20 protein-coding genes are annotated in these 18,133 nt (G+C 57.3%); 6 read left to right on the top strand and 14 right to left on the bottom strand.

Features of this window, described 5'->3' with window-relative positions; all coding sequences use genetic code 11:
* Positions 1-100: 100 nt before the first annotated feature.
* Complete coding sequence (gene purB, locus DSM117340_RS09910; RefSeq protein WP_089891520.1) at positions 101-1,408, bottom strand: adenylosuccinate lyase; 1,308 nt, start codon at positions 1,406-1,408, stop codon at positions 101-103.
* A gap of 119 nt (positions 1,409-1,527) precedes the next feature.
* On the opposite strand from purB, the gene DSM117340_RS09905 reads away from it, so the two are divergent.
* Both DSM117340_RS09905 and DSM117340_RS09900 read left to right on the top strand, forming a co-directional pair.
* Positions 1,528-1,914 carry a DUF6314 family protein gene (locus DSM117340_RS09905; protein ID WP_089889696.1) on the top strand — a complete coding sequence of 129 codons (387 nt, stop codon included), beginning with the start codon at positions 1,528-1,530 and terminating at the stop codon, positions 1,912-1,914.
* Positions 1,915-1,993: 79 nt separating this feature from the next.
* Positions 1,994-2,581, top strand: a complete 588-nt coding sequence (locus DSM117340_RS09900) for a biotin transporter BioY (RefSeq protein ID WP_245724393.1) — start codon at positions 1,994-1,996, stop codon at positions 2,579-2,581.
* Between the two features lie 242 nt (positions 2,582-2,823).
* Here DSM117340_RS09900 and DSM117340_RS09895 read toward each other — a convergent pair whose 3' ends face one another.
* From DSM117340_RS09895 to DSM117340_RS09875, 5 genes are all read right to left on the bottom strand, one after another.
* Entirely contained in the window at positions 2,824-3,333 is a 510-nt protein-coding gene (locus tag DSM117340_RS09895; RefSeq protein ID WP_089889702.1) for a CarD family transcriptional regulator, read from the bottom strand.
* 245 nt (positions 3,334-3,578) lie between these two features.
* Positions 3,579-3,917, bottom strand: a complete 339-nt coding sequence (fdxA, locus tag DSM117340_RS09890; RefSeq protein ID WP_089889705.1) for a ferredoxin FdxA — start codon at positions 3,915-3,917, stop codon at positions 3,579-3,581.
* Positions 3,918-4,013: 96 nt separating this feature from the next.
* On the bottom strand, positions 4,014-4,391 hold the full coding sequence (locus DSM117340_RS09885) for an RNA-binding S4 domain-containing protein (protein ID WP_089889707.1): 378 nt from the start codon (positions 4,389-4,391) through the stop codon (positions 4,014-4,016).
* Positions 4,391-7,171: a helicase-related protein gene (locus DSM117340_RS09880; RefSeq protein WP_089889710.1), complete on the bottom strand. Its 2,781-nt coding sequence runs from the start codon at positions 7,169-7,171 to the stop codon at positions 4,391-4,393. The genes DSM117340_RS09885 and DSM117340_RS09880 overlap by 1 nt, the downstream gene beginning before the upstream one ends.
* 57 nt (positions 7,172-7,228) lie before the next feature.
* Positions 7,229-7,789 carry a tetratricopeptide repeat protein gene (locus tag DSM117340_RS09875; RefSeq protein ID WP_245724394.1) on the bottom strand — a complete coding sequence of 187 codons (561 nt, stop codon included), beginning with the start codon at positions 7,787-7,789 and terminating at the stop codon, positions 7,229-7,231.
* A 68-nt stretch (positions 7,790-7,857) separates the two neighbouring features.
* Here DSM117340_RS09875 and DSM117340_RS09870 point away from each other — a divergent pair, with 68 nt between their 5' ends.
* The 3 genes from DSM117340_RS09870 to DSM117340_RS09860 all read left to right on the top strand — a co-directional run bounded on the left by DSM117340_RS09870 (position 7,858) and on the right by DSM117340_RS09860 (position 10,981).
* Positions 7,858-8,151, top strand: coding sequence for an SCP2 sterol-binding domain-containing protein (locus DSM117340_RS09870; protein ID WP_089889713.1), 294 nt, complete (start codon positions 7,858-7,860; stop codon positions 8,149-8,151).
* Positions 8,152-9,084 (top strand): alpha/beta hydrolase, encoded by a 933-nt coding sequence (locus tag DSM117340_RS09865; protein WP_089889716.1) that lies wholly within the window; start codon positions 8,152-8,154, stop codon positions 9,082-9,084. It abuts the gene before it with no gap.
* A gap of 76 nt (positions 9,085-9,160) precedes the next feature.
* Positions 9,161-10,981, top strand: coding sequence for a M3 family oligoendopeptidase (locus tag DSM117340_RS09860; protein ID WP_089889719.1), 1,821 nt, complete (start codon positions 9,161-9,163; stop codon positions 10,979-10,981).
* A 61-nt stretch (positions 10,982-11,042) separates the two neighbouring features.
* Here the strand turns inward: DSM117340_RS09860 and DSM117340_RS09855 are convergent, their stop codons facing one another.
* Genes DSM117340_RS09855 through DSM117340_RS09840 form a run of 4 tightly spaced genes read right to left on the bottom strand, consistent with a single transcriptional unit; the run spans position 11,043 to position 13,493 of the window.
* Positions 11,043-11,312: a DksA/TraR family C4-type zinc finger protein gene (locus tag DSM117340_RS09855; protein WP_089889721.1), complete on the bottom strand. Its 270-nt coding sequence runs from the start codon at positions 11,310-11,312 to the stop codon at positions 11,043-11,045.
* Positions 11,313-11,325: 13 nt separating this feature from the next.
* Positions 11,326-12,384, bottom strand: coding sequence for an alpha/beta fold hydrolase (locus DSM117340_RS09850; RefSeq protein WP_089889724.1), 1,059 nt, complete (start codon positions 12,382-12,384; stop codon positions 11,326-11,328).
* A 21-nt stretch (positions 12,385-12,405) separates the two neighbouring features.
* Positions 12,406-13,167, bottom strand: coding sequence for a VCBS repeat-containing protein (locus tag DSM117340_RS09845; protein ID WP_245724395.1), 762 nt, complete (start codon positions 13,165-13,167; stop codon positions 12,406-12,408).
* 2 nt (positions 13,168-13,169) lie between these two features.
* The gene (locus tag DSM117340_RS09840; protein WP_089889727.1) at positions 13,170-13,493 is read right to left on the bottom strand and encodes a 2Fe-2S iron-sulfur cluster-binding protein; all 324 of its coding nucleotides are present in this window, start codon (positions 13,491-13,493) and stop codon (positions 13,170-13,172) included.
* A 189-nt stretch (positions 13,494-13,682) separates the two neighbouring features.
* Between DSM117340_RS09840 and DSM117340_RS09835 the strand changes: the two genes are divergently transcribed.
* Positions 13,683-14,198, top strand: a complete 516-nt coding sequence (locus tag DSM117340_RS09835; RefSeq protein ID WP_245724396.1) for a peptidoglycan-binding domain-containing protein — start codon at positions 13,683-13,685, stop codon at positions 14,196-14,198.
* 5 nt (positions 14,199-14,203) lie between these two features.
* Here DSM117340_RS09835 and DSM117340_RS09830 read toward each other — a convergent pair whose 3' ends face one another.
* From DSM117340_RS09830 to DSM117340_RS09815, 4 genes are all read right to left on the bottom strand, one after another.
* Complete coding sequence (locus tag DSM117340_RS09830; RefSeq protein WP_089889733.1) at positions 14,204-14,866, bottom strand: nitroreductase; 663 nt, start codon at positions 14,864-14,866, stop codon at positions 14,204-14,206.
* Complete coding sequence (locus tag DSM117340_RS09825) at positions 14,866-15,927, bottom strand: primosomal protein N' (replication factor Y) - superfamily II helicase (RefSeq protein ID WP_089891528.1); 1,062 nt, start codon at positions 15,925-15,927, stop codon at positions 14,866-14,868. The genes DSM117340_RS09830 and DSM117340_RS09825 overlap by 1 nt, the downstream gene beginning before the upstream one ends.
* A gap of 98 nt (positions 15,928-16,025) precedes the next feature.
* Positions 16,026-17,132: an SPFH domain-containing protein gene (locus DSM117340_RS09820; RefSeq protein ID WP_089889735.1), complete on the bottom strand. Its 1,107-nt coding sequence runs from the start codon at positions 17,130-17,132 to the stop codon at positions 16,026-16,028.
* 22 nt (positions 17,133-17,154) lie between these two features.
* Positions 17,155-18,129: a DUF2927 domain-containing protein gene (locus DSM117340_RS09815; RefSeq protein WP_089889738.1), complete on the bottom strand. Its 975-nt coding sequence runs from the start codon at positions 18,127-18,129 to the stop codon at positions 17,155-17,157.
* Positions 18,130-18,133: the final 4 nt, after the last annotated feature.

The raw sequence follows: 18,133 nt of genomic DNA, 5'->3' as shown, positions 1-18,133 counted from the left end.
GCTGTATCCTCTCTATGGGTGTAGAGATGCTAGCATAAATTTAGATTCGGACCTAGGGGAAGGGCGCGCTGTGATGCGCGCCCCAGTGTTTTGAGCCGCTTCAGCTCTCGCCGAACACGCGCTGGAAGATCGTATCGACGTGTTTGGTGTGATATTCCATGTCGAACTTGGCTTTGATGCCGTCCTCACCGAGGGCTTTGACGACTTCATCATCGGCCAAGAGAAGCTCTTGGAAATCAAGGCGTTCTTCCCAGACTTTGAGTGCGTTGCGCTGGACCATCGAGTAGGCGTCTTCGCGAGACACGCCTGCTTGGGTCAGGGCGAGCAGCACGCGCTGGGACATCACTAGGCCGGGGAATTTGTTCATGTTGTCGAGCATATTCTCAGGAAAGATCAGCATTTTTTCGATCACGCCGGTGAGGCGGGCGAGGGCGAAATCAAGTGTGATGGTTGTGTCTGGACCGATGGCGCGTTCGACGGAGGAGTGCGAGATATCGCGTTCATGCCAGAGGGCCACGTTTTCCATCGCTGGGATAACTGACATGCGCACAAGGCGCGCGAGACCTGTGAGGTTCTCGGTCAGGACTGGGTTTTTCTTGTGTGGCATCGCTGAGGAGCCTTTTTGCCCCATTGAGAAGAACTCCGCGCCTTCTAGGACTTCGGTGCGCTGCATGTGGCGGATTTCGATGGCGACGTTTTCGATACTTGACGCAATGACCCCGAGCACGGCGAAGAACATGGCGTGGCGATCGCGTGGGATGACTTGTGTGCTGATTGGCTCTGGCGTGAGGCCAAGCTGGGCGCAGACATGTTCTTCGACGCGCGGGTCGATATTGGCGAATGTGCCGACCGCGCCTGAAATTGCGCCTGTGGCGATGTCTTCACGCACGGCGCGCAGGCGCGCCAAGTTGCGATCCATTTCGGCGTAAAAGCGTGCAAACGTGAGGCCCATTGTTGTGGGCTCTGCGTGAATCCCATGGCTGCGGCCGACGCGGACTGTCATTTTGTGCTCCATGGCACGGGTCTTGAGCGCGGCCAGTAGCTTTTCCATATCCGCAATCAGGATATCGGCTGCGCGGACGAGCTGCACATTGAGGCAGGTGTCGAGCACATCAGAGCTTGTCATGCCTTGGTGGACGAAGCGGGCCTCATCAGAGCCGACGTGCTCGGCGAGGTGTGTCAGAAAGGCGATGACATCATGTTTTGTCACGGCTTCGATCTCGTCGATGCGGGCGACATCAAACTCAACGTCCTTTGCCTTCCAGACGGCCTCGGCGTTTTCGCGCGGGATTACACCCAAATCGGCCATGGCATCACAGGCGTGGGCCTCGATTTCGTACCAGATTTTGAATTTGGTCGCAGCGGACCAGATAGAAACCATTTCGGGACGGGAGTAACGCTCGATCATAAGGATGCCTTCGCTGTTGCGGGTTGCAGGTGGGGTTGCGCTGCTCATAGACTGGGGGGTGCTTAACCTCAAGTCAGGACAGGGGATATGAGACGCTTTGCCCGAGATAGAAAGCTGATATGCGCGTTTTAAGCGACTTTACGGGGCGCTGGGCGCTGTCGCGGCGGATTGTGCCTGTGACGGGCGCCGAGGCGCGTTTTGAAGGCGTGGCCGAGTGGACGCTTGGGGGCGCGTATGAAGAACGCGGCGTTTTGAGTGTGCAAGGCCAGCCACCGATGCAGGCGGAGCGGCGGTATCGCTGGGATGCTGATTTGAGTGTTTACTTTGAGGACGGGCGGTTTTTTCACAAGGTTCCGCCGTTGGGAGGAGAGACCGGGCATTGGTGTGATCCGGACCAATATGATGTGGTCTATGATTTTGGTACATGGCCGCGCTGGCAGGTGAGTTGGCAGGTGCTTGGACCTCGCAAAAATTATGAAATGATTTCGGATTATTCACGTGAGTAGGCTGTTCTGACTTGCGAAAAATGCTTCGCTGGTGCAGAAATTGCCCAAACAAATGGAGGGACGTGGAATGGCCACTGCCATGACGAATAAAGTTTTGATCGAAACATTCGGCGCGACCAGCGGCTTGGGCCTTGCGGCCAAGCGCGTTGCGCTTGTGATTGCGGGAGTTATGGCGCTGGCAATCTCGGCTAAGATTGCTGTGCCAATGTGGCCTGTGCCGATCACAATGGGCACTTTTGCTGTGCTCGCTCTTGGTGCAGCCTATGGCCCACGCCTCGGCCTTGCGACCATCATGACTTACATGCTTGTTGGCGTGATGGGCTTTGATGTGTTTGCTGGTTCATCTGCTGAAAGCTACGGCCTTGCCTATATGATGGGCAGCACAGGCGGCTATCTTGTCGGTTACGTACTGGCAACTTTGGCGCTTGGGGTTTTGGCACGTATGGGCTGGGACCGCTCGGCGGGTAAAATGGCGGGTGCGATGCTCATTGGTAATGCGCTGATCTATGTGCCTGGCCTTGTTGGCCTTGGTTTGATTTATGGCTTTGACAAGCCGCTGCTGGCATGGGGCCTCACGCCCTTCCTTGTTGGCGATGCGGTTAAGCTCGTTCTGGCGGCGATGATCCTGCCTGCCGCATGGAAGCTTGTCGGCCGCGCACGCGGCTAAGCTATTAGAGCGAGAGAGTTTTAAGAGTGCGGCGGAGCAATCCACCGCGCTCTTTTTTTGTTTCGGCTTGGTGCATGCGCTGGTCCGACCGGTGCGAGGGGGGGGGCGTTGCCCCCTTGCGCTCCCCACGGATATTTCTGGAAAGAGGAAGTAGACGTACCGCTGCTGCTTTGGTGATATGTATAAAAAAAGCCCGCGCTCTTGGGAGAGGCGCGGGCTTTTGATTGTTTCGGGTATGCTTATCAGGCGGCGCGGCTGACCAGAACGTCGTCGATCTGCTTGGCGGCTGCCATTTCATCACCGCCGCCGACGGCGCCAACTTCGCGTGTGAGACGTTCGAGAGCGGCTTCATAAAGCTGGCGCTCGGAGTAGCTTTGCTCGCGCTGATCATCGGAGCGATGCAAGTCACGTACGACTTCTGCAATGGCAATCAGGTCGCCCGAGTTGATCTTTTGCTCATACTCTTGCGCACGGCGGGACCACATCGCACGTTTGACTTTGGCTTTGCCTTTGAGGGTCTTCATCGCGTGGCTGACCACATCGGGGCTTGAGAGCCCACGCATGCCGATCTCTGTCGCTTTGTTTGTGGGGACGCGGAGAGTCATTTTGTCTTTCTCAAATGAGATGACGAAAAGCTCGAGCTCAAAGCCGGCGACCTCTTGTTTCTCGATCGATACGATCTGTCCAACGCCGTGGGCGGGGTAGACAACGAATTCATTGGCGCGGAAGTCCGGTTTCTTCGATTTGGTCATGCAATCTTTCCTCGCATTGCCGATAATCCTGTGAGTAGGTCAAAAACGATGCTGGGGGCCGCAAGAGCCGCCCCGACAGGCCAGAGTTTTTGACAAACAAAACCATCCAGCAAGCGGCAGCTCGGGGGATGGGTTCAGGCAGGTTTCATATTTCACATACCTGATACATAGCACGAATCGGAGGCAAAAGAAAGCGTGCTGGTAGAAGGAGTTGCTTACGTAAGGTTAGGCAGGCGGCGGAGCGCTCAGCCGCCCTCCCCAGGAGCTTCGGAGAAATACTTCTCGAGCTTGCCCTCTTCACCATCGCGCTCTTCGGCTTCGGGAAGGGGGTCTTTTTTGCTGACAATCACAGGCCAGAGCTCAGAATACTTGCGGTTGAATTCCACCCATTGTTCGGTGCCTGCGTCCGTATCTGGGCGGATGGCATCGGCAGGGCATTCAGGCTCGCAGACGCCGCAATCGATGCATTCATCGGGGTGGATCACCAGCATGTTCTCGCCCTCGTAGAAGCAATCTACTGGGCAGACTTCGACGCAGTCTGTGTATTTGCAAGCGATGCACGCGTCGTTGACGATGTAGGTCATATGGGAGACCCCCTAATTGATGGCTTTCCGTGCTGAGCTAGTCGTTTTTGGCCGATCATTCAAGCGCACTCTATGCCGCAGGGATGGGGCTGTGGCTCAGCTGCCCTCGTCTTTGAAGGCGGCAATATCGCGACGATCTTTCTTCGTGGGGCGTGGGCCTGTCCTCGCGGGCTCAGGCAGGCGCTCTTCACGTGGTGGAGTTAGGTCTTCATAGAGCGATTGGGCTTCAGGGGCAGGGCCGCGCCGTTCGCCTAAGGCGAGAATTTTGACCACGCGGATATTATCACCCTGCGCAAAGGTGAGCACATCGCCGAAGGTTACGCCATGGGCGGGTTTTAGAGTCTTTTGCCTATTGATACGCACATGGCCGCCTGACACTTGCTTGGCCGAGAGGCCACGCGTTTTGAAAAAACGCGCGTGCCAGAGCCATTTGTCGATCCGCAGTTTTGCGGGGGCGGTGGGCGTCTCTGCCATCAGTCTTTCTTGGTGAGGCCCATGAGCGCAGCAGCGAAGGGATTATCAGGGTCGATGGCTTTTTCTTTGGGCGGACGAGCCTGGAAGCTTTGTGCGCCTTGCGGTTTGCCTTTAGCACCCCCTTGAGGCTTGCCGCGGGGTTTGCCCTGTGGCTTGCCTTTACCTCGGGGTTTGTCACCCTCTTGGCGAGGCGCACGCGCGTTGCCGCCACGGTTTCCGCCCCATGTGAAGCTGTAGAATACTTCCATGTCTGGGGTTTCTGCCTCGGTCTCGGCTGGGGTTTCGCTTGCTGGCGCTTCGGCCTTGGCTTCTGGGGCAGGTGCTTCGCCTGCAGCTTCTACCGATACGTCTGCCTCTGCTTTGGCCTCTTCAGCGGGGGCTGCGGCAACGGCTGGCGCGGATTTGACTTTGACGCGCTCGCCTTTTTCGGCCTTGTAGCCAAGACCTGCCATCAGATCAGCGAATTGCTCAAGGGTCATGCCTGTGATCGAAAGCATGTCTGCTTTGGCTTCAAAACCGCCACGGCTATCTTCACCGCGCAGCATATCGGCGAGGCGCTCCAGCATGTCGATGCGGATCGCGCGTTCACCTGCGTTGCGATAGCCGGCCATAGTATCTGTGCCCTGTGGCGCAGACGACATGTTTGGCACGGTCACGAGACCCGCGGGGGGCGCTTCTGGGAATTCTTGCAAGTCTTGCGCGAGAGACCAAAGCACGAGGCGTAGGCGCGTGGGCGCGGGCTTCAAGAGCAGTGGCAGGAAGATTGTGAACTGGCCAAAGCGGATGCCGTGCTTGCGCAGTGCGGAGCGTGCGTCCTGATCGAGTGATTTGACGTCATTGGCAACAACCGCGCGGGGCAGAAGGCCCAAGCCCTCGACCATCTGGAAGGCAAAGCCGCGGGCGAGGCCTGTAAGCGTTTCATCGCGTGATAGATTGAACAGTGGTTCAAAGGCGGTGGCAATTTTGCGATCAATGAAGTGCTGAAGGCGGCGTGTAACTTTCTCAGCCACATCTGCGCCAGCTTCGTCATCAACAAAAGCCTTCACTGTAGGCTTGAGGGCCTCCGCCCCTTTGACGAGTTTACCAACGGCTGTGTTGCCCCACATGAGGCCACCTTGCTCAGTAAAGTCGATCTCTGTGTCTGGTGCATTATAGAAGCGGTCGGCCAGCAAGTGAAAATGCGGGGTCAACGCGGCAAGGCTTGCGGCTTTTAGTGTCTTGGCCTCTTGGCCTGCTGCGGATTTGTCCTGCGAGAAGCGGAACCCTTCGAGACGGCCGACGAATTCGCCTTCGACCGTCACTTCACCATTTTCATTTACTTCGGCCAACATGGCCTCCTTTTGTTTTAGGCGCCGCAGGAGCACGGAGGTGCGCCTGTCGACAAATCTCTGGGTCAACGCTTCGTGTAGCGCATCTGACAGGCGATCTTCTACAGCGCGAGTCGTCTCGCGCCAATGAGAATCGTCCCTTGTCCAGCCTTTTCGCTGTGCGACATAGGTCCATGTGCGGATAAAGGCCAGCCGTTTGGACAAAGTATCTATGTCCCCTTGAGGGCGATCAATGTGTTTTATGTGCCGTGCGATCCAGTCTTCAGGCAGTTCGCCGCGCTCGTGCAGGTGCGCAAAAATCTGCCCCAAGAGGGTGGCGTGTTCGCTTGAAGAGATAGAGCGGAAGTCTGGCACGCAGCAGACATCCCACAAAAGGCGCACTGAGGCGGCATCAGAGGCGCGGGCGCGCGGCTCGGCTTCTGCGGCGAGCGTTTTGAGCACGAGGAGGTCGTCTGCTTCGCGGGCTTTGACGAGAAGCTCATCGCTTGGGCTGATTTCGAGCGAGTGGATGAGGGCATCAAGTTGGCCGAATTGTAGCGCAGGGTTACGCCATATGAGCTTTTTCACAGGTGCGAAGCGGTGATCCATGATGGCTTGAGCCACGCCGTCATCCAGCGGGGCGGCCTCGCCAGTGACTCCAAAAGAGCCATGGGACATGCCACGCCCTGCACGGCCCGCTATCTGGGCGAGTTCATGTGGCATGAGTGACCGCATACGGCGGCCATCAAACTTAGCGGTGGCCGAAAAGGCGACATGGTTGATATCTAGGTTGAGCCCCATGCCGATGGCGTCGGTGGCGACGAGGAAATCGACGTCACCATTTTGGTAGAGCTCGACTTGTGCGTTGCGTGTGCGGGGGCTAAGCGCGCCCATGACAACAGCGGCGCCGCCTTTTTGGCGCTTGAGAAGCTCGGCGATGGCATAAACGTTTTCGACCGAAAAGCTGACGATGGCGGAGCGCGCTTGCATACGGCTGATCTTTTTGGAGCCTCCGTAGACAAGCTGGGACATACGCTCACGGCCCAGAAAATCGGCCTCGGGGACAAGAGCACGGATAATACCGCGCATGGAATCAGACCCAAGAAACAGCGTTTCGTTTATTCCGCGGGCGCGTAGGAGCCTATCCGTGAAGACATGGCCACGCTCTGGGTCTGCGCAGAGCTGGATTTCGTCAATCGCGAGGAAGTCTGCGGCCATGCCTTCCGGCATCGCCTCAACTGTGCAAACCCAATATTGGGCACGCGGTGGAACAATGCGCTCCTCGCCTGTGACAAGCGCGACAACGGAAGGGCCCCGCACGGCCACTATTTTGTCATAGACCTCACGGGCCAGCAGGCGCAGGGGCAGGCCGATCACGCCAGTACGATAGCCAAGCATACGTTCGATAGCGTAGTGGGTCTTGCCGGTGTTGGTCGGACCGAGCACGGCTGTGATGCGCTTTTGCTGGGTCATTTCGGGAAAACTCTTTTGCTGGCCCAGTCTGGCGGGGCGTGACACGGAAAGATGCGACTAAAGCTTTACACCGTTTACGGAAGGCTCAAGACGGGAGACGCCTTCAAGCGCTTTCTCATGTGCGGGGTAGAGGTTCAAGAGGATCTTGTAGGCGTCATAGGCCTCTTCGGGTTTTTCGAGCTGTTCCAGCAGGGCGGCGAGACCGTAGATTGCCCCGAAATGAGAGGGATTGAGCGCAAGGGTTTGGCGCAGATCAGCGAGCGCAAGACCGTATTCGCCCAAGCCAAAGAAGGCGCGCGCGCGGCCGTGCCAGCCCTCAGCAAATGCGGGGGCGTGATCTGTGAGGGCAGTGAAATGCTCAACTGCTTTGGTGAACTGGCGCGCTTCAAGCGCGTCTTCACCGCGTTTTAACAAGAGGTTGGCAGAAGCGGAACCAGAAGCAGACCAGCGGATTTCGATATCGCGGGCAATTTTTTGGGCTTCGGGTGCTTTGGCGCTTTGTAACTCTGAGAGCAGCTCGGAAATATCGCGGCTTTCGGCAAAACTTGGCTGACCCAGCGTGAGCAGGGCGACAAGTGCCGCAACGGCAGGTTTGAGATGGACTCTGAGCATGACCATAGTAGGCTCAGGATAACCACTGACAGGGCTGAGGCAAGCCTTGTCGCAACAATGTGAAGGAACGAATGATGAGCGATGTGATTGACGGTGCGGTCAAAGCCCTGAATGAAAAAATGGCCGGCGGCGGCTTTTCTGCGGGTACGGCGAAATTTGTGATCAATGGCGAAGGCGCTGTTGTGATTGACGGCGAGGGCGCGCGCGCGGGCGACGACGAGGCCGATGTGACGCTTTCGGCGGATCGCGATGTATTCGAGGCGATCCTGTCGGGGGATATGAACGCCACGGCGGCCTTTATGGGCGGCAAGCTCTCTGTCGATGGTGACATGGGTATGGCGATGCAGCTCGGCGCGGTCTTGAGCTAAATGAACGCTGCAGCGCCCTTTTTTGGCGATATCGCAGAGGGACCAGAGGGCGGCTACGCGCTCTGGCTCAAGGCGGATGATGGTGTGCGCCTGCGGGCGGTGCACTGGCCAAAAGACGGCGCGCGCGGGACTGTGCTCTTGATGCCCGGTCGAACAGAATATTGTGAAAAATACGGTCGAACGGCGGCTGAGTTTGCTGCGCGCGGCCTTGCGACATTTGCCATTGATTGGCGGGGGCAGGGGCTTGCCGACAGGCTGGCAGAGCCTGCTTTGCTCGGTCATGTTGAGGCGTTCAGCGATTATCAGCGTGATGTAAGGGCTATGGTGGCGGCAGCGAAGGCCGAGGGCGTTGCAGCGCCGTTTTTCCTGCTTGGGCATTCTATGGGCGGCTGTATCGGCTTGCGCGCGCTTTACGAGGGCATTGACGTCAAGGCGGCGGCGTTTTCTGCCCCGATGTGGGGGATTTATCTCGCGCCGCATATGCGCCCTGTGGCGTGGGGGCTGTCAAATTTGGGCAGTGCTCTGGGCCATGGCGCACGCTTCGCGCCTGGCACGAAAACTGAGACCTATGTCATTGCCGACCCGTTTGACGACAATATGCTCACAACTGACCCCGATATGTGGGCCTACATGGTGGCTCAAGCCGAGGCGCAGCCTGAGCTGACGCTGGCAGGGCCATCGCTTGGCTGGTTGGCTGAGGCGTTGCGCGAGACGTGGGCCTTGCACCGTATGCCCTCTCCCAAGACACGCACAATCACCTTTCTTGGCACGTGTGAGAGGATTGTCGATGTGCCTCGGATCACTGACCGGATGAGCCGCTGGAGCGCTGGCACGCTCAGCATGATCGAGGGGGCCGAGCACGAGGTTTTGATGGAGAAACCTGCGATGCGCGGCAAGGTTCTCGACGAGATGGTGCAGTTTTTCTTTGAATGAGACGCGGAGGGTGACTTGAGATCGCCCTTCCTGCGCTCTATGTCTCTGAGAGATATAATCAAAGAGGCGCCCAGAGATGTTTCAACTTCCTTTTCCTGTTCGCGATGCAAATGTAGGCGGGGGCGCTGGCGAGTTTGGCGATCTGCCTGAGTGGGACCTGAGCGATCTTTACACTGCTGAAGATGCGCCCGAATTGATCCGCGATCTGGCTTGGCTTGAGGAAGAATGCGCTAACTTTGCGAAAGACTACGAAGGCAAGCTTGCGGAGCTTGATGCGGCGGGCTTTCTTGCCTGCGTATTGCGCAACGAAAAGATCAACGGCATTGCCGGGCGTATCATGTCGTATGCGGGACTGCGCTATTACCAGCTCACGATTGACGCGGGGCGCGCGAAGTTCCTCTCGGATATGCAAGAAAAGATCACCAATTTCACCACGCCGCTTGTCTTTTTCACGCTTGAGCTAAACCGGTTGGATGATGGAGTGCTCGATGGGCTCTTTGCTGAGAGCGCCGAACTTGCGCGCTATAAGCCCGTGTTCGACCGCATCCGCGCGATGAAGCCATACCAGCTTTCTGATGAGCTGGAGAAATTCCTCCATGATATGGGCGTTGTTGGCGACGCTTGGGAGCGGATGTTTGACGAAACCATCGCAGGACTTGAGTTTGAAGTGGATGGCGAGCCGCTGAACATTGAGGGCACTCTCAATCTTTTGACTGACGAGACGCGCGAAACGCGTGAGTCGGCAGCGCGTGAACTTGCTGATGTCTTTGGTAGCAATATCAAGACCTTCGCGCGCGTACATAACACACAGGCCAAGGAAAAAGAGATCGTTGATCGCTGGCGTGGAATGCCGACGGCACAGACGGGGCGGCATCTTTCCAATGATGTGGAAGCCGAAGTTGTGGAGGCGCTGCGCGACGCAGTTGTTAAGGCCTACCCCAAGCTGAGCCACCGCTACTATGAGCTGAAGCGCAAGTGGCTGGGCCTCGATACGCTGCAGGTCTGGGACCGCAACGCGCCCTTGCCGATGGAAGACAAACGCATCGTTGGTTGGGACGCAGCACGCGAAACTGTGATGAGCGCTTATGCAGGGTTTGACCCTCGGATGGCTGAGATTGCCGAGCCGTTCTTTACCAAGGGCTGGATTGATGCAGGCGTGAAGCCTGGTAAGGCTCCTGGGGCCTTTGCACATCCGACCGTGACGGATGTGCACCCTTACGTGATGCTTAACTACCTCGGCAAGCCGCGCGATGTGATGACGCTGGCACATGAGCTAGGGCATGGGGTGCATCAGGTCTTGGCTGCAGAGCAGGGTGAGATGCTCTCCTCAACGCCGTTGACACTGGCCGAGACCGCGAGTGTTTTTGGCGAGATGCTGACCTTCCGCAAGATGCTCTCGGAGGCCAAGACAGACGCACAACGCCGTGTAATGCTTGCGGGCAAGGTCGAAGATATGATCAACACGGTCGTGCGCCAGATTGCGTTTTATGACTTTGAGTGCAAGCTCCATGCCGCGCGACGCGAGGGCGAGCTGACGCCAGAAGATATCGGTGCGCTCTGGATGTCTGTGCAGGGCGAAAGCCTTGGGCCAGCCTTTGAGTTTATGGAGGGCTACGAGCACTTCTGGGCTTATATCCCACATTTCGTGCACTCGCCGTTTTATGTTTATGCCTATGCTTTTGGCGATGGATTGGTGAATGCTCTGTATGCGGTCTATGAAGAAAACCCCGAAGGCTTTCAGGACAAGTATTTTGACATGCTCAAAGCGGGCGGATCTATGCATCACACGGCTCTTCTGGCGCCTTTCGGGCTGGATGCGACAGATCCAACTTTCTGGGACAAGGGCCTCAGCATGATCTCAGGCTTTATCGACGAGCTGGAAGCCATGGAGGCGTGATCTGGCGTGCGCAAATAGCGCAACGTGCTATGTGCGGGGGCGAAGCCCTCGCACAACCTACTTACTTAAGCTGACTGTCCTTGGAGCCGCGACGGTTGATGCCGCCGCGTTTTGCCGAAATGGCGTCACGCTCGCTCATGCAGTCGATGCAGAGCTTAACGCCTGGGAGGGCTGTGCGACGGGCTTCGGGGATTTCTTCGTCGCACTCTGCGCAATGGGTCAGGCTTTCGCCCATGGGTTGGCGACGCGCTTTGAGACGAGCAAGTTCATCGTTGATCGAGGCTTCAATCTGTTCGCTGACTGCGCCGTCTTTGGCCCATCCGCCTGCCATCACTGTGCTCCTATTACTGCAAAAGTCTGCCGTCTTTGCGACTTTCGCCTAACAGAACATAACGTGAGAATTCGTTGGCTGCCAAGCCCACACCCTTTGTGAAGCGGCGCAAAAAGCGGATAGCAGCAGGGGAGGAGACAGGCACCATATGGCCCATGTTTTCGCCTGTTTCAAAGAGAGAGAAATCCATAACGCTGACATCTAGCCCCTCTACTTCTTCAGCGTTCTGTATGCGCCCCAAGCGCTCTTTACGCCCTGTGAGCAGGCTCGACACATTTAGGACGCGATCTTTCTGGGTGGTCATGATGATGAAGGGTTGTGGGAGTCTGCCGATTTCACCCGCCTGTTGGCGAAAGACATCAGGGTCAATATCGGGCGACATCAGCACCACGGCTTCGAGAGCGTCGATGTTATGCGTCTTGCCTTCAAGAGCGAGCTGCCGAAGTGATTCCATAACGAGGTAGCTGCCCATTGAGTGTGCTAGGATAATCACGCGGCGTTGGCCTGCGCGGTTGAGGGCCTCTAACAGGCGAGCAAAGTCGGTGCGCGCAAAGAGGACAGAGTCACGGTCATAGGCATAGCCCAGTGGGTCGCCCGCGGAGGGCCATGAGAAGAGTAGCGCAGGATTATTGAGCTCAAAGTCATGCTGGATTTGGGCAAGGCGGAAGGCTGCATCTTCAAGTGTGTTGTTGTAGCCATGAACAAAGATCAGAAGCGGCTCTTCAGCGGATATGCGGCTGGCTTTTAGGCGCTCATTGAGCTTGGCGCTGTTTGCGAGGGGAGTGGCACTCAACGGAGCGAAGTGTCGGCGGGCATCGATCTGGCCACGGCTGCGCTCTATGCGGCCAATCTGGTGATTGGGTGGGATCGAGATGTTAAGTTCAGCATAGCTCATCACTGTTGAGCGCTTTTCGCCAAACATTTGGCCGCGTTGGCCTTCTGTGCGCATGGTGGCGATGAATATCGTTTCGCGGCTGGCCTCTGGCACTGGTTCGACAAAGCCGGCCGACTGTGGCCGAGCGCAGGCGGTGAGCGCGAGGAGTGCGAGGAGGACCAGAAAACGATTTACCATAGGAAGCTTATGTCATGCCGCCTACGGGCAGGAAAGCGCTTTGGTGAGGCTTTGAGGGCCTGCATAGGGGCCAATGTCACGCGCGCTGAGGGATGTGCCATCGTAAGCTGTGGCGATGATGCGCGACCAGCTGGCATCAGCGGTGATCATTTCGGGGGTGTCTGCACAGTTGCGCAAACCGCCTGCTATGAAATCCCAGCCAATTTTGTGGTTGGTTAGGCCTGTTTTTGTGGCGATTTCAATGAGCTTGCCGTCCTTGAAACGCCAGAGTCGGAGTGTTTTGGCGAGATGTGGTCTGTCAATATAGCCAAGTTCGACAAAGCCGTCGCCATCAAAGTCGGCTGCGCCGATGGGCGCGAGCCAACGGTTGCGTTGGCCTATATAGGGTGTGGCGGCAATCAGGCCTTCAGGGCCATAAACCGACAGCCGTGCTCCAAGAGCTGCGTCGGATTCAACGACGACCACTTCTGGCGCGCCGTCTGTATCCAGATCGATCAGGCGTGGGCTGAGGTCTTCGAACACGCGGGTCTCTGGCAGGCGGAGTGTGATTGCCTGAGATGAACCGTCTGAGGCCTGGATATGCAGTTCAATTGCACCATATTCGACATCATCCCCGAGAACACCGTGGGCATAGCGTGTTGTTGGCTCGGTAAACTTGGCGGATGTTATCAGATCTTGAGCCGCGCTTGGAAGCGAGCAGGCCAAGTTGAGTGCCAACGCCAGAGACGCGCCGCGAAAGAGGCGGTGCAGGGGGTGTTCGCTCTGGCGCGGCGCTGTTTTCACAATCAGATCTGTTTTTCTGGCATATGGACAACCAAGCCGTCCATGTCATCGCTGACTTTGATCTGGCAGGTCAGGCGTGAGCGTGCGGGATCAGGCTGAAAAGCGAAGTCGAGCATGTCTTCTTCCATGTCGTCTTTGCCCGGAATTTTGGCGACCCAGTCAGGGTGAACATAAACGTGGCATGTGGAGCAGGCGCAGGCGCCGCCACAGTCGGCTTCGATGCCTGGGATGTTGTTGTCGCGTGCGCCTTCCATGACGGTGAGACCAGAAGCGACTTCGACAACATGTTCTGTGCCGTTGTGCTCGATATAGGTGATTTTCGCCATTCCTCAGCGCTCCTCAAAAACATTGCTTTGGCCTTGTTACAAAAGCGCGCGCGCCGCTGCCAGCCCTAATTGTGGCCTGCAGGGATGTCACAGGGCAAAAACTTCGTGATCGAGGCTGGATGTGGGCTTTGCTGCGCTTCGCTTTTGCGCGTATCTTGCCCAAAAGCCAAAATGCGAGCGAGCACGAGATTGAAACAGGCGATTACATCAATGATCTTGGCTTTGACTGTTGCGGCTTGTGCCGAGCAGACCCTGATCAGCCCTGTCGAGCCTGTGCTTGTGGAAAGCTTTGCTGCGCCACCGCCTGGCTCGGATCCGAACTCTTGCTGGGGTAAGGATGTGACGCCAGCGGTTATTGAAACGGTGACACAGGATATTCTAGTTCAGCCTGCTGAAGTCTCCTCGGACGGTACCGTTGTGAGCGAGCCGATTTATAAACGCGAGACGCGGCAGGCCATTGTAAAAGAACGTCGTGAGCTTTGGTTTGAGACGCCATGCCAAGACAAACTTACGCCCGATATTATCGCCACGTTGCAGCGCGCACTGAAGGCGCGGGGGCTCTACACTGGGGCTTTGTCAGGCCAGATGGACGGACCGACGAGGGCCGCGATCCGCCGCTTTCAAGTGAGAGAAGGCCTTGATAGCTCCATCCTTTCACTTTGGGCCGCGCGCAAGCTCGGTCTCGTTGCGATCGAGCGCAGCTAAGCTTTTTAACGCCAGTTGATGAGGGTATTTGTCTCAGCGCGGGGGGTGCGGAAGCTGTTGATTGGCGCAGATGTGTCAGAGTAGCCAAAGGAAACAGTGCAGAGTATTAGGCGCTCTTTTGGTAGACCAAACCAGTCTCGCAGAAAGGGCGCATAGCCAGCGGGGGCAGCTTGGGGAATACTGCCAAGCCCGGCTTCTGTGAGTGCTGCGCAAAAGGCAGTAACGAAGCCGCCGCAATCTAACGCTCCATAAGCCCCCAGTTCTCGTGGGCTCGTGATGAGTGCCATGTGAGGCGCGCCAAAAAAGCGGAAGTTTTCGAGCATTTGCGCCATTCTTGCTGGCTTGTCTTCGCGGGCGATGGAGGCCGCATCATAAAGCTGCATGCCACAGTCAAAGCGGCGTGTCTTATACTGGCCTGTATAGCTTTCTGGCCAAGGTAAATCTGGCTGCATCTCATGCGCTTGGGCATGGGCATGCAAGGCTGTTCCCAAACGGGCTGTTTCCGCCTCTTGGGTGATAATGAGCTGCCACGGCTGGGCGTTGCACCATGAAGGCGCTCGCGCGGCTGTGGCCACGGCCTGCTCAATGAGCGAAGGTGCAACTGGCTTGGGAAGATATGCGCGGCAAGAGTGGCGCGCGTGTAGCGTGGTTTCTAGGGCGGATGTCATCAGAAGGCTCCTTGCTCAAGCCCGTAGAGATAGCCGAGTGTTCCTGCGATGATAAGACCGAGTAGAACCGCAAAGAAGATTTTCCATGCTGAATAGGGACGTTCGCCTTGAACGCGGCCTGTGCGCCCATTGACAACAAAGCGGAAGCTGCGGCCGCGGTATTTGTATGCGGCGAGCCAGACTGGCAACAGGATGTGCTTGAAGGTCACGTCTTTTACGGAAGTGTCGATATCGTGGATGCGTTGGCGATCGCCACCGATGTCAAACTTGACATCGCGTTCGATGACGCGGGCCATGTGGGCGCGGGCCTCTTCATAGCCATCGGAAAGCTCGACAGAGTATCCTTCCGCGCGAAAGCCTGCGAGATATTCGGGCCTGTAAGGCTCAAGGGCTGCCAGATCCCAAGGCTCAAGTGCATCCGTAAAACGCTTGGGCAGGGAGCGGGAGGCGAGCACCAAAACATCGTCAAAGAAGCGGGCGACACGACCGCGGGCAGGGGACCAGCGAATTTTAGCGACTTGCCGGCGCTCACGCTTTCCGTCGCGGACAACTGTTATTGTGTCATAGTAGACCGTTCCGCGCTCGCCCGAGTAGCGCGAGGTGGTGTCGGCATCAAAGGTCCAGTAGGGCACATAGATCCCCGACATGGTGCGACCCTTGCGAGCGTAATCTTGCAGGCCACTAGGGGCAAACCAAAGGCTGCCGAGCCAGTCTGTCATTGCGTTGCGCGCGGTTTTCTCATCAAGCGCGAATGGGAGCACACCGCGGGGCTTGATGTGGCGGTGCAGGCCCGTGTCTGTGACGACTGGGGTTGCGCAGAATGGGCACTCAGCAGCGTGAGTATGCGCGTCAAACTCCACCGCAGCGGCGCAGTTGGGGCATTGGGAAACGCGGGTTTCCTCGATATCTTGAGCGGGGAGCTTGGCCTGCAATGCGTCTTCAAAATCAAGTTCGCGGATGGCTGGGCCTCGTGTAAGACCGATCTCCTCTGTATGTCCGCAGTGGTCGCAAGTGAGCCGATCCTGGGCAGGATCAAATCTGTAGTCTGCTCCACAGGCCATGCAGGGGAAGCGGTGACTTATGGTCACGTTGGTGGGCGCGGTTTCGGACAAGATATTCTATGCCTTTAGACGGATGTTTAGAGCCAAAGAAAAGCCAATCAGCCCTCCGGGGGAGGCGGTGGCAGTACTGTGAAGAGGGTCGCAAGCGCAGTGACGTCTGCGGCCTTTTTCCAGCCGTCTTGACCTGCGGTCCAGACCAGAGTGTCACGCGTGAGTGCTCCGTCGGCGGACATACGGCCCATGGACGCGCGCGAGAAGGGGCCTTTTGTCTTTCCTGCTTCGGCGATGTGCCAGACCTGCTCGACTGGCGGGGGTGGTGGGGCGATTTGGGCTTGGGGTGCGGGTGCGCCCCAAGGACCCGCTTGCGCAGAAGCTTCGCGGGCAATTTGCATGCCCAAGCCTGCGCCTACACCCGCCTGAAGCGCGGCGCCGCCCGTGCCTTGGGCTGTCAGGCTCTCGGCGGCCTGATAGTTCATGTAGGTTGAAAGGTCGCCGACGACGCCCATTGAGGTACGCTTGTCGAGCACAGCTTCAACGGCTTCTGGCAGAGAAATATTTTCGATATAAAGCTCGGGCATTTCAAGGCCATATTCTGCGAGCCTTGGTGCGATATCACGGCCTACCAGCGTTCCGAGTTCGCGCGTGTTGGCGGCCATGTCGAGCACTGGGATACCTGCGCGGGCGATGGTGCGGGAGAACTCCTGAACGATGATGTTGCGGATCTGATAGCTGATCTCATCCATCGTGAATTCGCCGTCGGTGCCAACGATTTCAGTTAGAAAACGTGCGGGATCACTTACCTTTATCGTGTAGCTGCCATAGGCGCGCAGGCGGACGGGGCCGAACTCTGGATCTCGCGCGATGATGGGGTTTTTGGTGCCCCACTTCAGATCGGAGAAGCGCGTTGTATTGACGAAATAGACCTCAGATTTGAATGGGCTTTTGAAACCGTGGTCCCAGTGATTGAGCGTGGTGGTGATCGGCATGTTATTGGTTTCAAGCATGTACAGACCAGGGGTGAAGACATCTGCCAGTTGGCCTTCGTGAACAAAGACGGCGGCCTGACCCTCGCGCACCGTGAGCTTGGCGCCGTATTTGATTTCATGGTCTTCACGCTCAAAGCGCCAGACCATTGTATCACGGGTGTCATCGGTCCAGTGGATGACGTCAATAAATTCGCCTGTCAGAAAATCAAAAATGCCCATAAAGACGATCCTTTTTAAGAAGTTAACTGTTGGTTTCGCCAGTGAGCTCGGCGGCGATTTGGGTGATGGTGGGGCGGGCCTCTTGCAAGCTCATGCCGCTTTTGAGGCGTGGGTCATAGAGCATTTTGAGCAGAAGCTCGTCGTGACTGGTGAGGGTTGCGAATTCTTCATCGTCATTGAAGATTGATGGACGCGCGAGAGGGCTGTCATTGGAAAGCCCAAGGCCTTGGGCGAGCTCTTCGTGAACGCATGACAGGCGCATGAGGGTAGGGTGTTCGGCGCGGATGATAGCGAGGGCGCGCTCGCTTCCCTCACTGGCTGACGGTGTGTTCGTGTGGACGAGGCAGTAAATGTCGCGTGGTAGGTTTGTCAAAGTTTGCAGCCGAGATTTTGGGAAGTCGGGCCAGACGCCGGCGACGATATCTGTCAGGGCTTCGTCGTCATCATGGCTTACGAAAATCACATGGAAGTTGCCTTTGGCGTCTGTTGTGCTGATTTCATGGCCCGTGACGCGGGCCAAGCGGGCGGCGTATGCATTTACGGTCGCTCTGTCGTTGATGCGTTGTGAAGCGGAGACCGAGGGCCCGAAGTGGGCATTGAAATGCACAGGGCCACGCCAAGGGTGAAAGCGGCTTACGGCTGTGGACTCGGACAGAAGCGCGCCGCCTGAATGTTCGTCATAAAAAGCGATGGCCTCGAAGTTGCGCGCCAGATCAAGGGCGCGGAATTTGGTGTCGGGTCCGCCCCCGTCGCGGCGTAGAAGGCCTTGGGAGAGCAGATGCTCTTCGAGCTTTTCATAATAAGCGGCAAGCTCGCGTGATTTGGCGGTGGGTGCATCTGGTGCATCGGGCTTTTGCGCGGTTTTGGAGGGCGTGAGGCTTGCTGGGCGGAGCTGGGGTTTGAGGCTTTCGCGCAAAGGAAAGTCGCAGCCAGCCAGAAGAGACAGCCCGAGAAGAGCTGCCCCTGTCTGAGCAAAAAGGCGACGGGCGCGGGCCATCGGC

It is taken from the genome of Lentibacter algarum, assembly GCF_040580765.1.
In the GTDB taxonomy this organism is placed as follows: Bacteria; Pseudomonadota; Alphaproteobacteria; order Rhodobacterales; family Rhodobacteraceae; genus Lentibacter; species Lentibacter algarum.
This window is presented reverse-complemented; position numbering and strand designations above follow the sequence as displayed.

What these genes read in the sequence shown, in the direction of transcription:
- DSM117340_RS09825 (WP_089891528.1), bottom strand. Translation starts at nt 15,927, where the DNA reads ATGGCCTGTGGAGCAGACTACAGATTTGATCCTGCCCAGGATCGGCTC.
- fdxA (WP_089889705.1), bottom strand. Translation starts at nt 3,917, where the DNA reads ATGACCTACATCGTCAACGACGCGTGCATCGCTTGCAAATACACAGAC.
- DSM117340_RS09840 (WP_089889727.1), bottom strand. Translation starts at nt 13,493, where the DNA reads ATGGCGAAAATCACCTATATCGAGCACAACGGCACAGAACATGTTGTC.
- DSM117340_RS09850 (WP_089889724.1), bottom strand. Translation starts at nt 12,384, where the DNA reads ATGGTAAATCGTTTTCTGGTCCTCCTCGCACTCCTCGCGCTCACCGCC.
- DSM117340_RS09820 (WP_089889735.1), bottom strand. Translation starts at nt 17,132, where the DNA reads ATGGGCATTTTTGATTTTCTGACAGGCGAATTTATTGACGTCATCCAC.
- DSM117340_RS09830 (WP_089889733.1), bottom strand. Translation starts at nt 14,866, where the DNA reads ATGACATCCGCCCTAGAAACCACGCTACACGCGCGCCACTCTTGCCGC.
- DSM117340_RS09860 (WP_089889719.1), top strand. Translation starts at nt 9,161, where the DNA reads ATGTTTCAACTTCCTTTTCCTGTTCGCGATGCAAATGTAGGCGGGGGC.
- DSM117340_RS09855 (WP_089889721.1), bottom strand. Translation starts at nt 11,312, where the DNA reads ATGGCAGGCGGATGGGCCAAAGACGGCGCAGTCAGCGAACAGATTGAA.
- purB (WP_089891520.1), bottom strand. Translation starts at nt 1,408, where the DNA reads ATGATCGAGCGTTACTCCCGTCCCGAAATGGTTTCTATCTGGTCCGCT.
- DSM117340_RS09870 (WP_089889713.1), top strand. Translation starts at nt 7,858, where the DNA reads ATGAGCGATGTGATTGACGGTGCGGTCAAAGCCCTGAATGAAAAAATG.
- DSM117340_RS09895 (WP_089889702.1), bottom strand. Translation starts at nt 3,333, where the DNA reads ATGACCAAATCGAAGAAACCGGACTTCCGCGCCAATGAATTCGTTGTC.
- DSM117340_RS09875 (WP_245724394.1), bottom strand. Translation starts at nt 7,789, where the DNA reads ATGGTCATGCTCAGAGTCCATCTCAAACCTGCCGTTGCGGCACTTGTC.
- DSM117340_RS09885 (WP_089889707.1), bottom strand. Translation starts at nt 4,391, where the DNA reads ATGGCAGAGACGCCCACCGCCCCCGCAAAACTGCGGATCGACAAATGG.
- DSM117340_RS09865 (WP_089889716.1), top strand. Translation starts at nt 8,152, where the DNA reads ATGAACGCTGCAGCGCCCTTTTTTGGCGATATCGCAGAGGGACCAGAG.
- DSM117340_RS09905 (WP_089889696.1), top strand. Translation starts at nt 1,528, where the DNA reads ATGCGCGTTTTAAGCGACTTTACGGGGCGCTGGGCGCTGTCGCGGCGG.
- DSM117340_RS09880 (WP_089889710.1), bottom strand. Translation starts at nt 7,171, where the DNA reads ATGACCCAGCAAAAGCGCATCACAGCCGTGCTCGGTCCGACCAACACC.
- DSM117340_RS09815 (WP_089889738.1), bottom strand. Translation starts at nt 18,129, where the DNA reads ATGGCCCGCGCCCGTCGCCTTTTTGCTCAGACAGGGGCAGCTCTTCTC.
- DSM117340_RS09900 (WP_245724393.1), top strand. Translation starts at nt 1,994, where the DNA reads ATGACGAATAAAGTTTTGATCGAAACATTCGGCGCGACCAGCGGCTTG.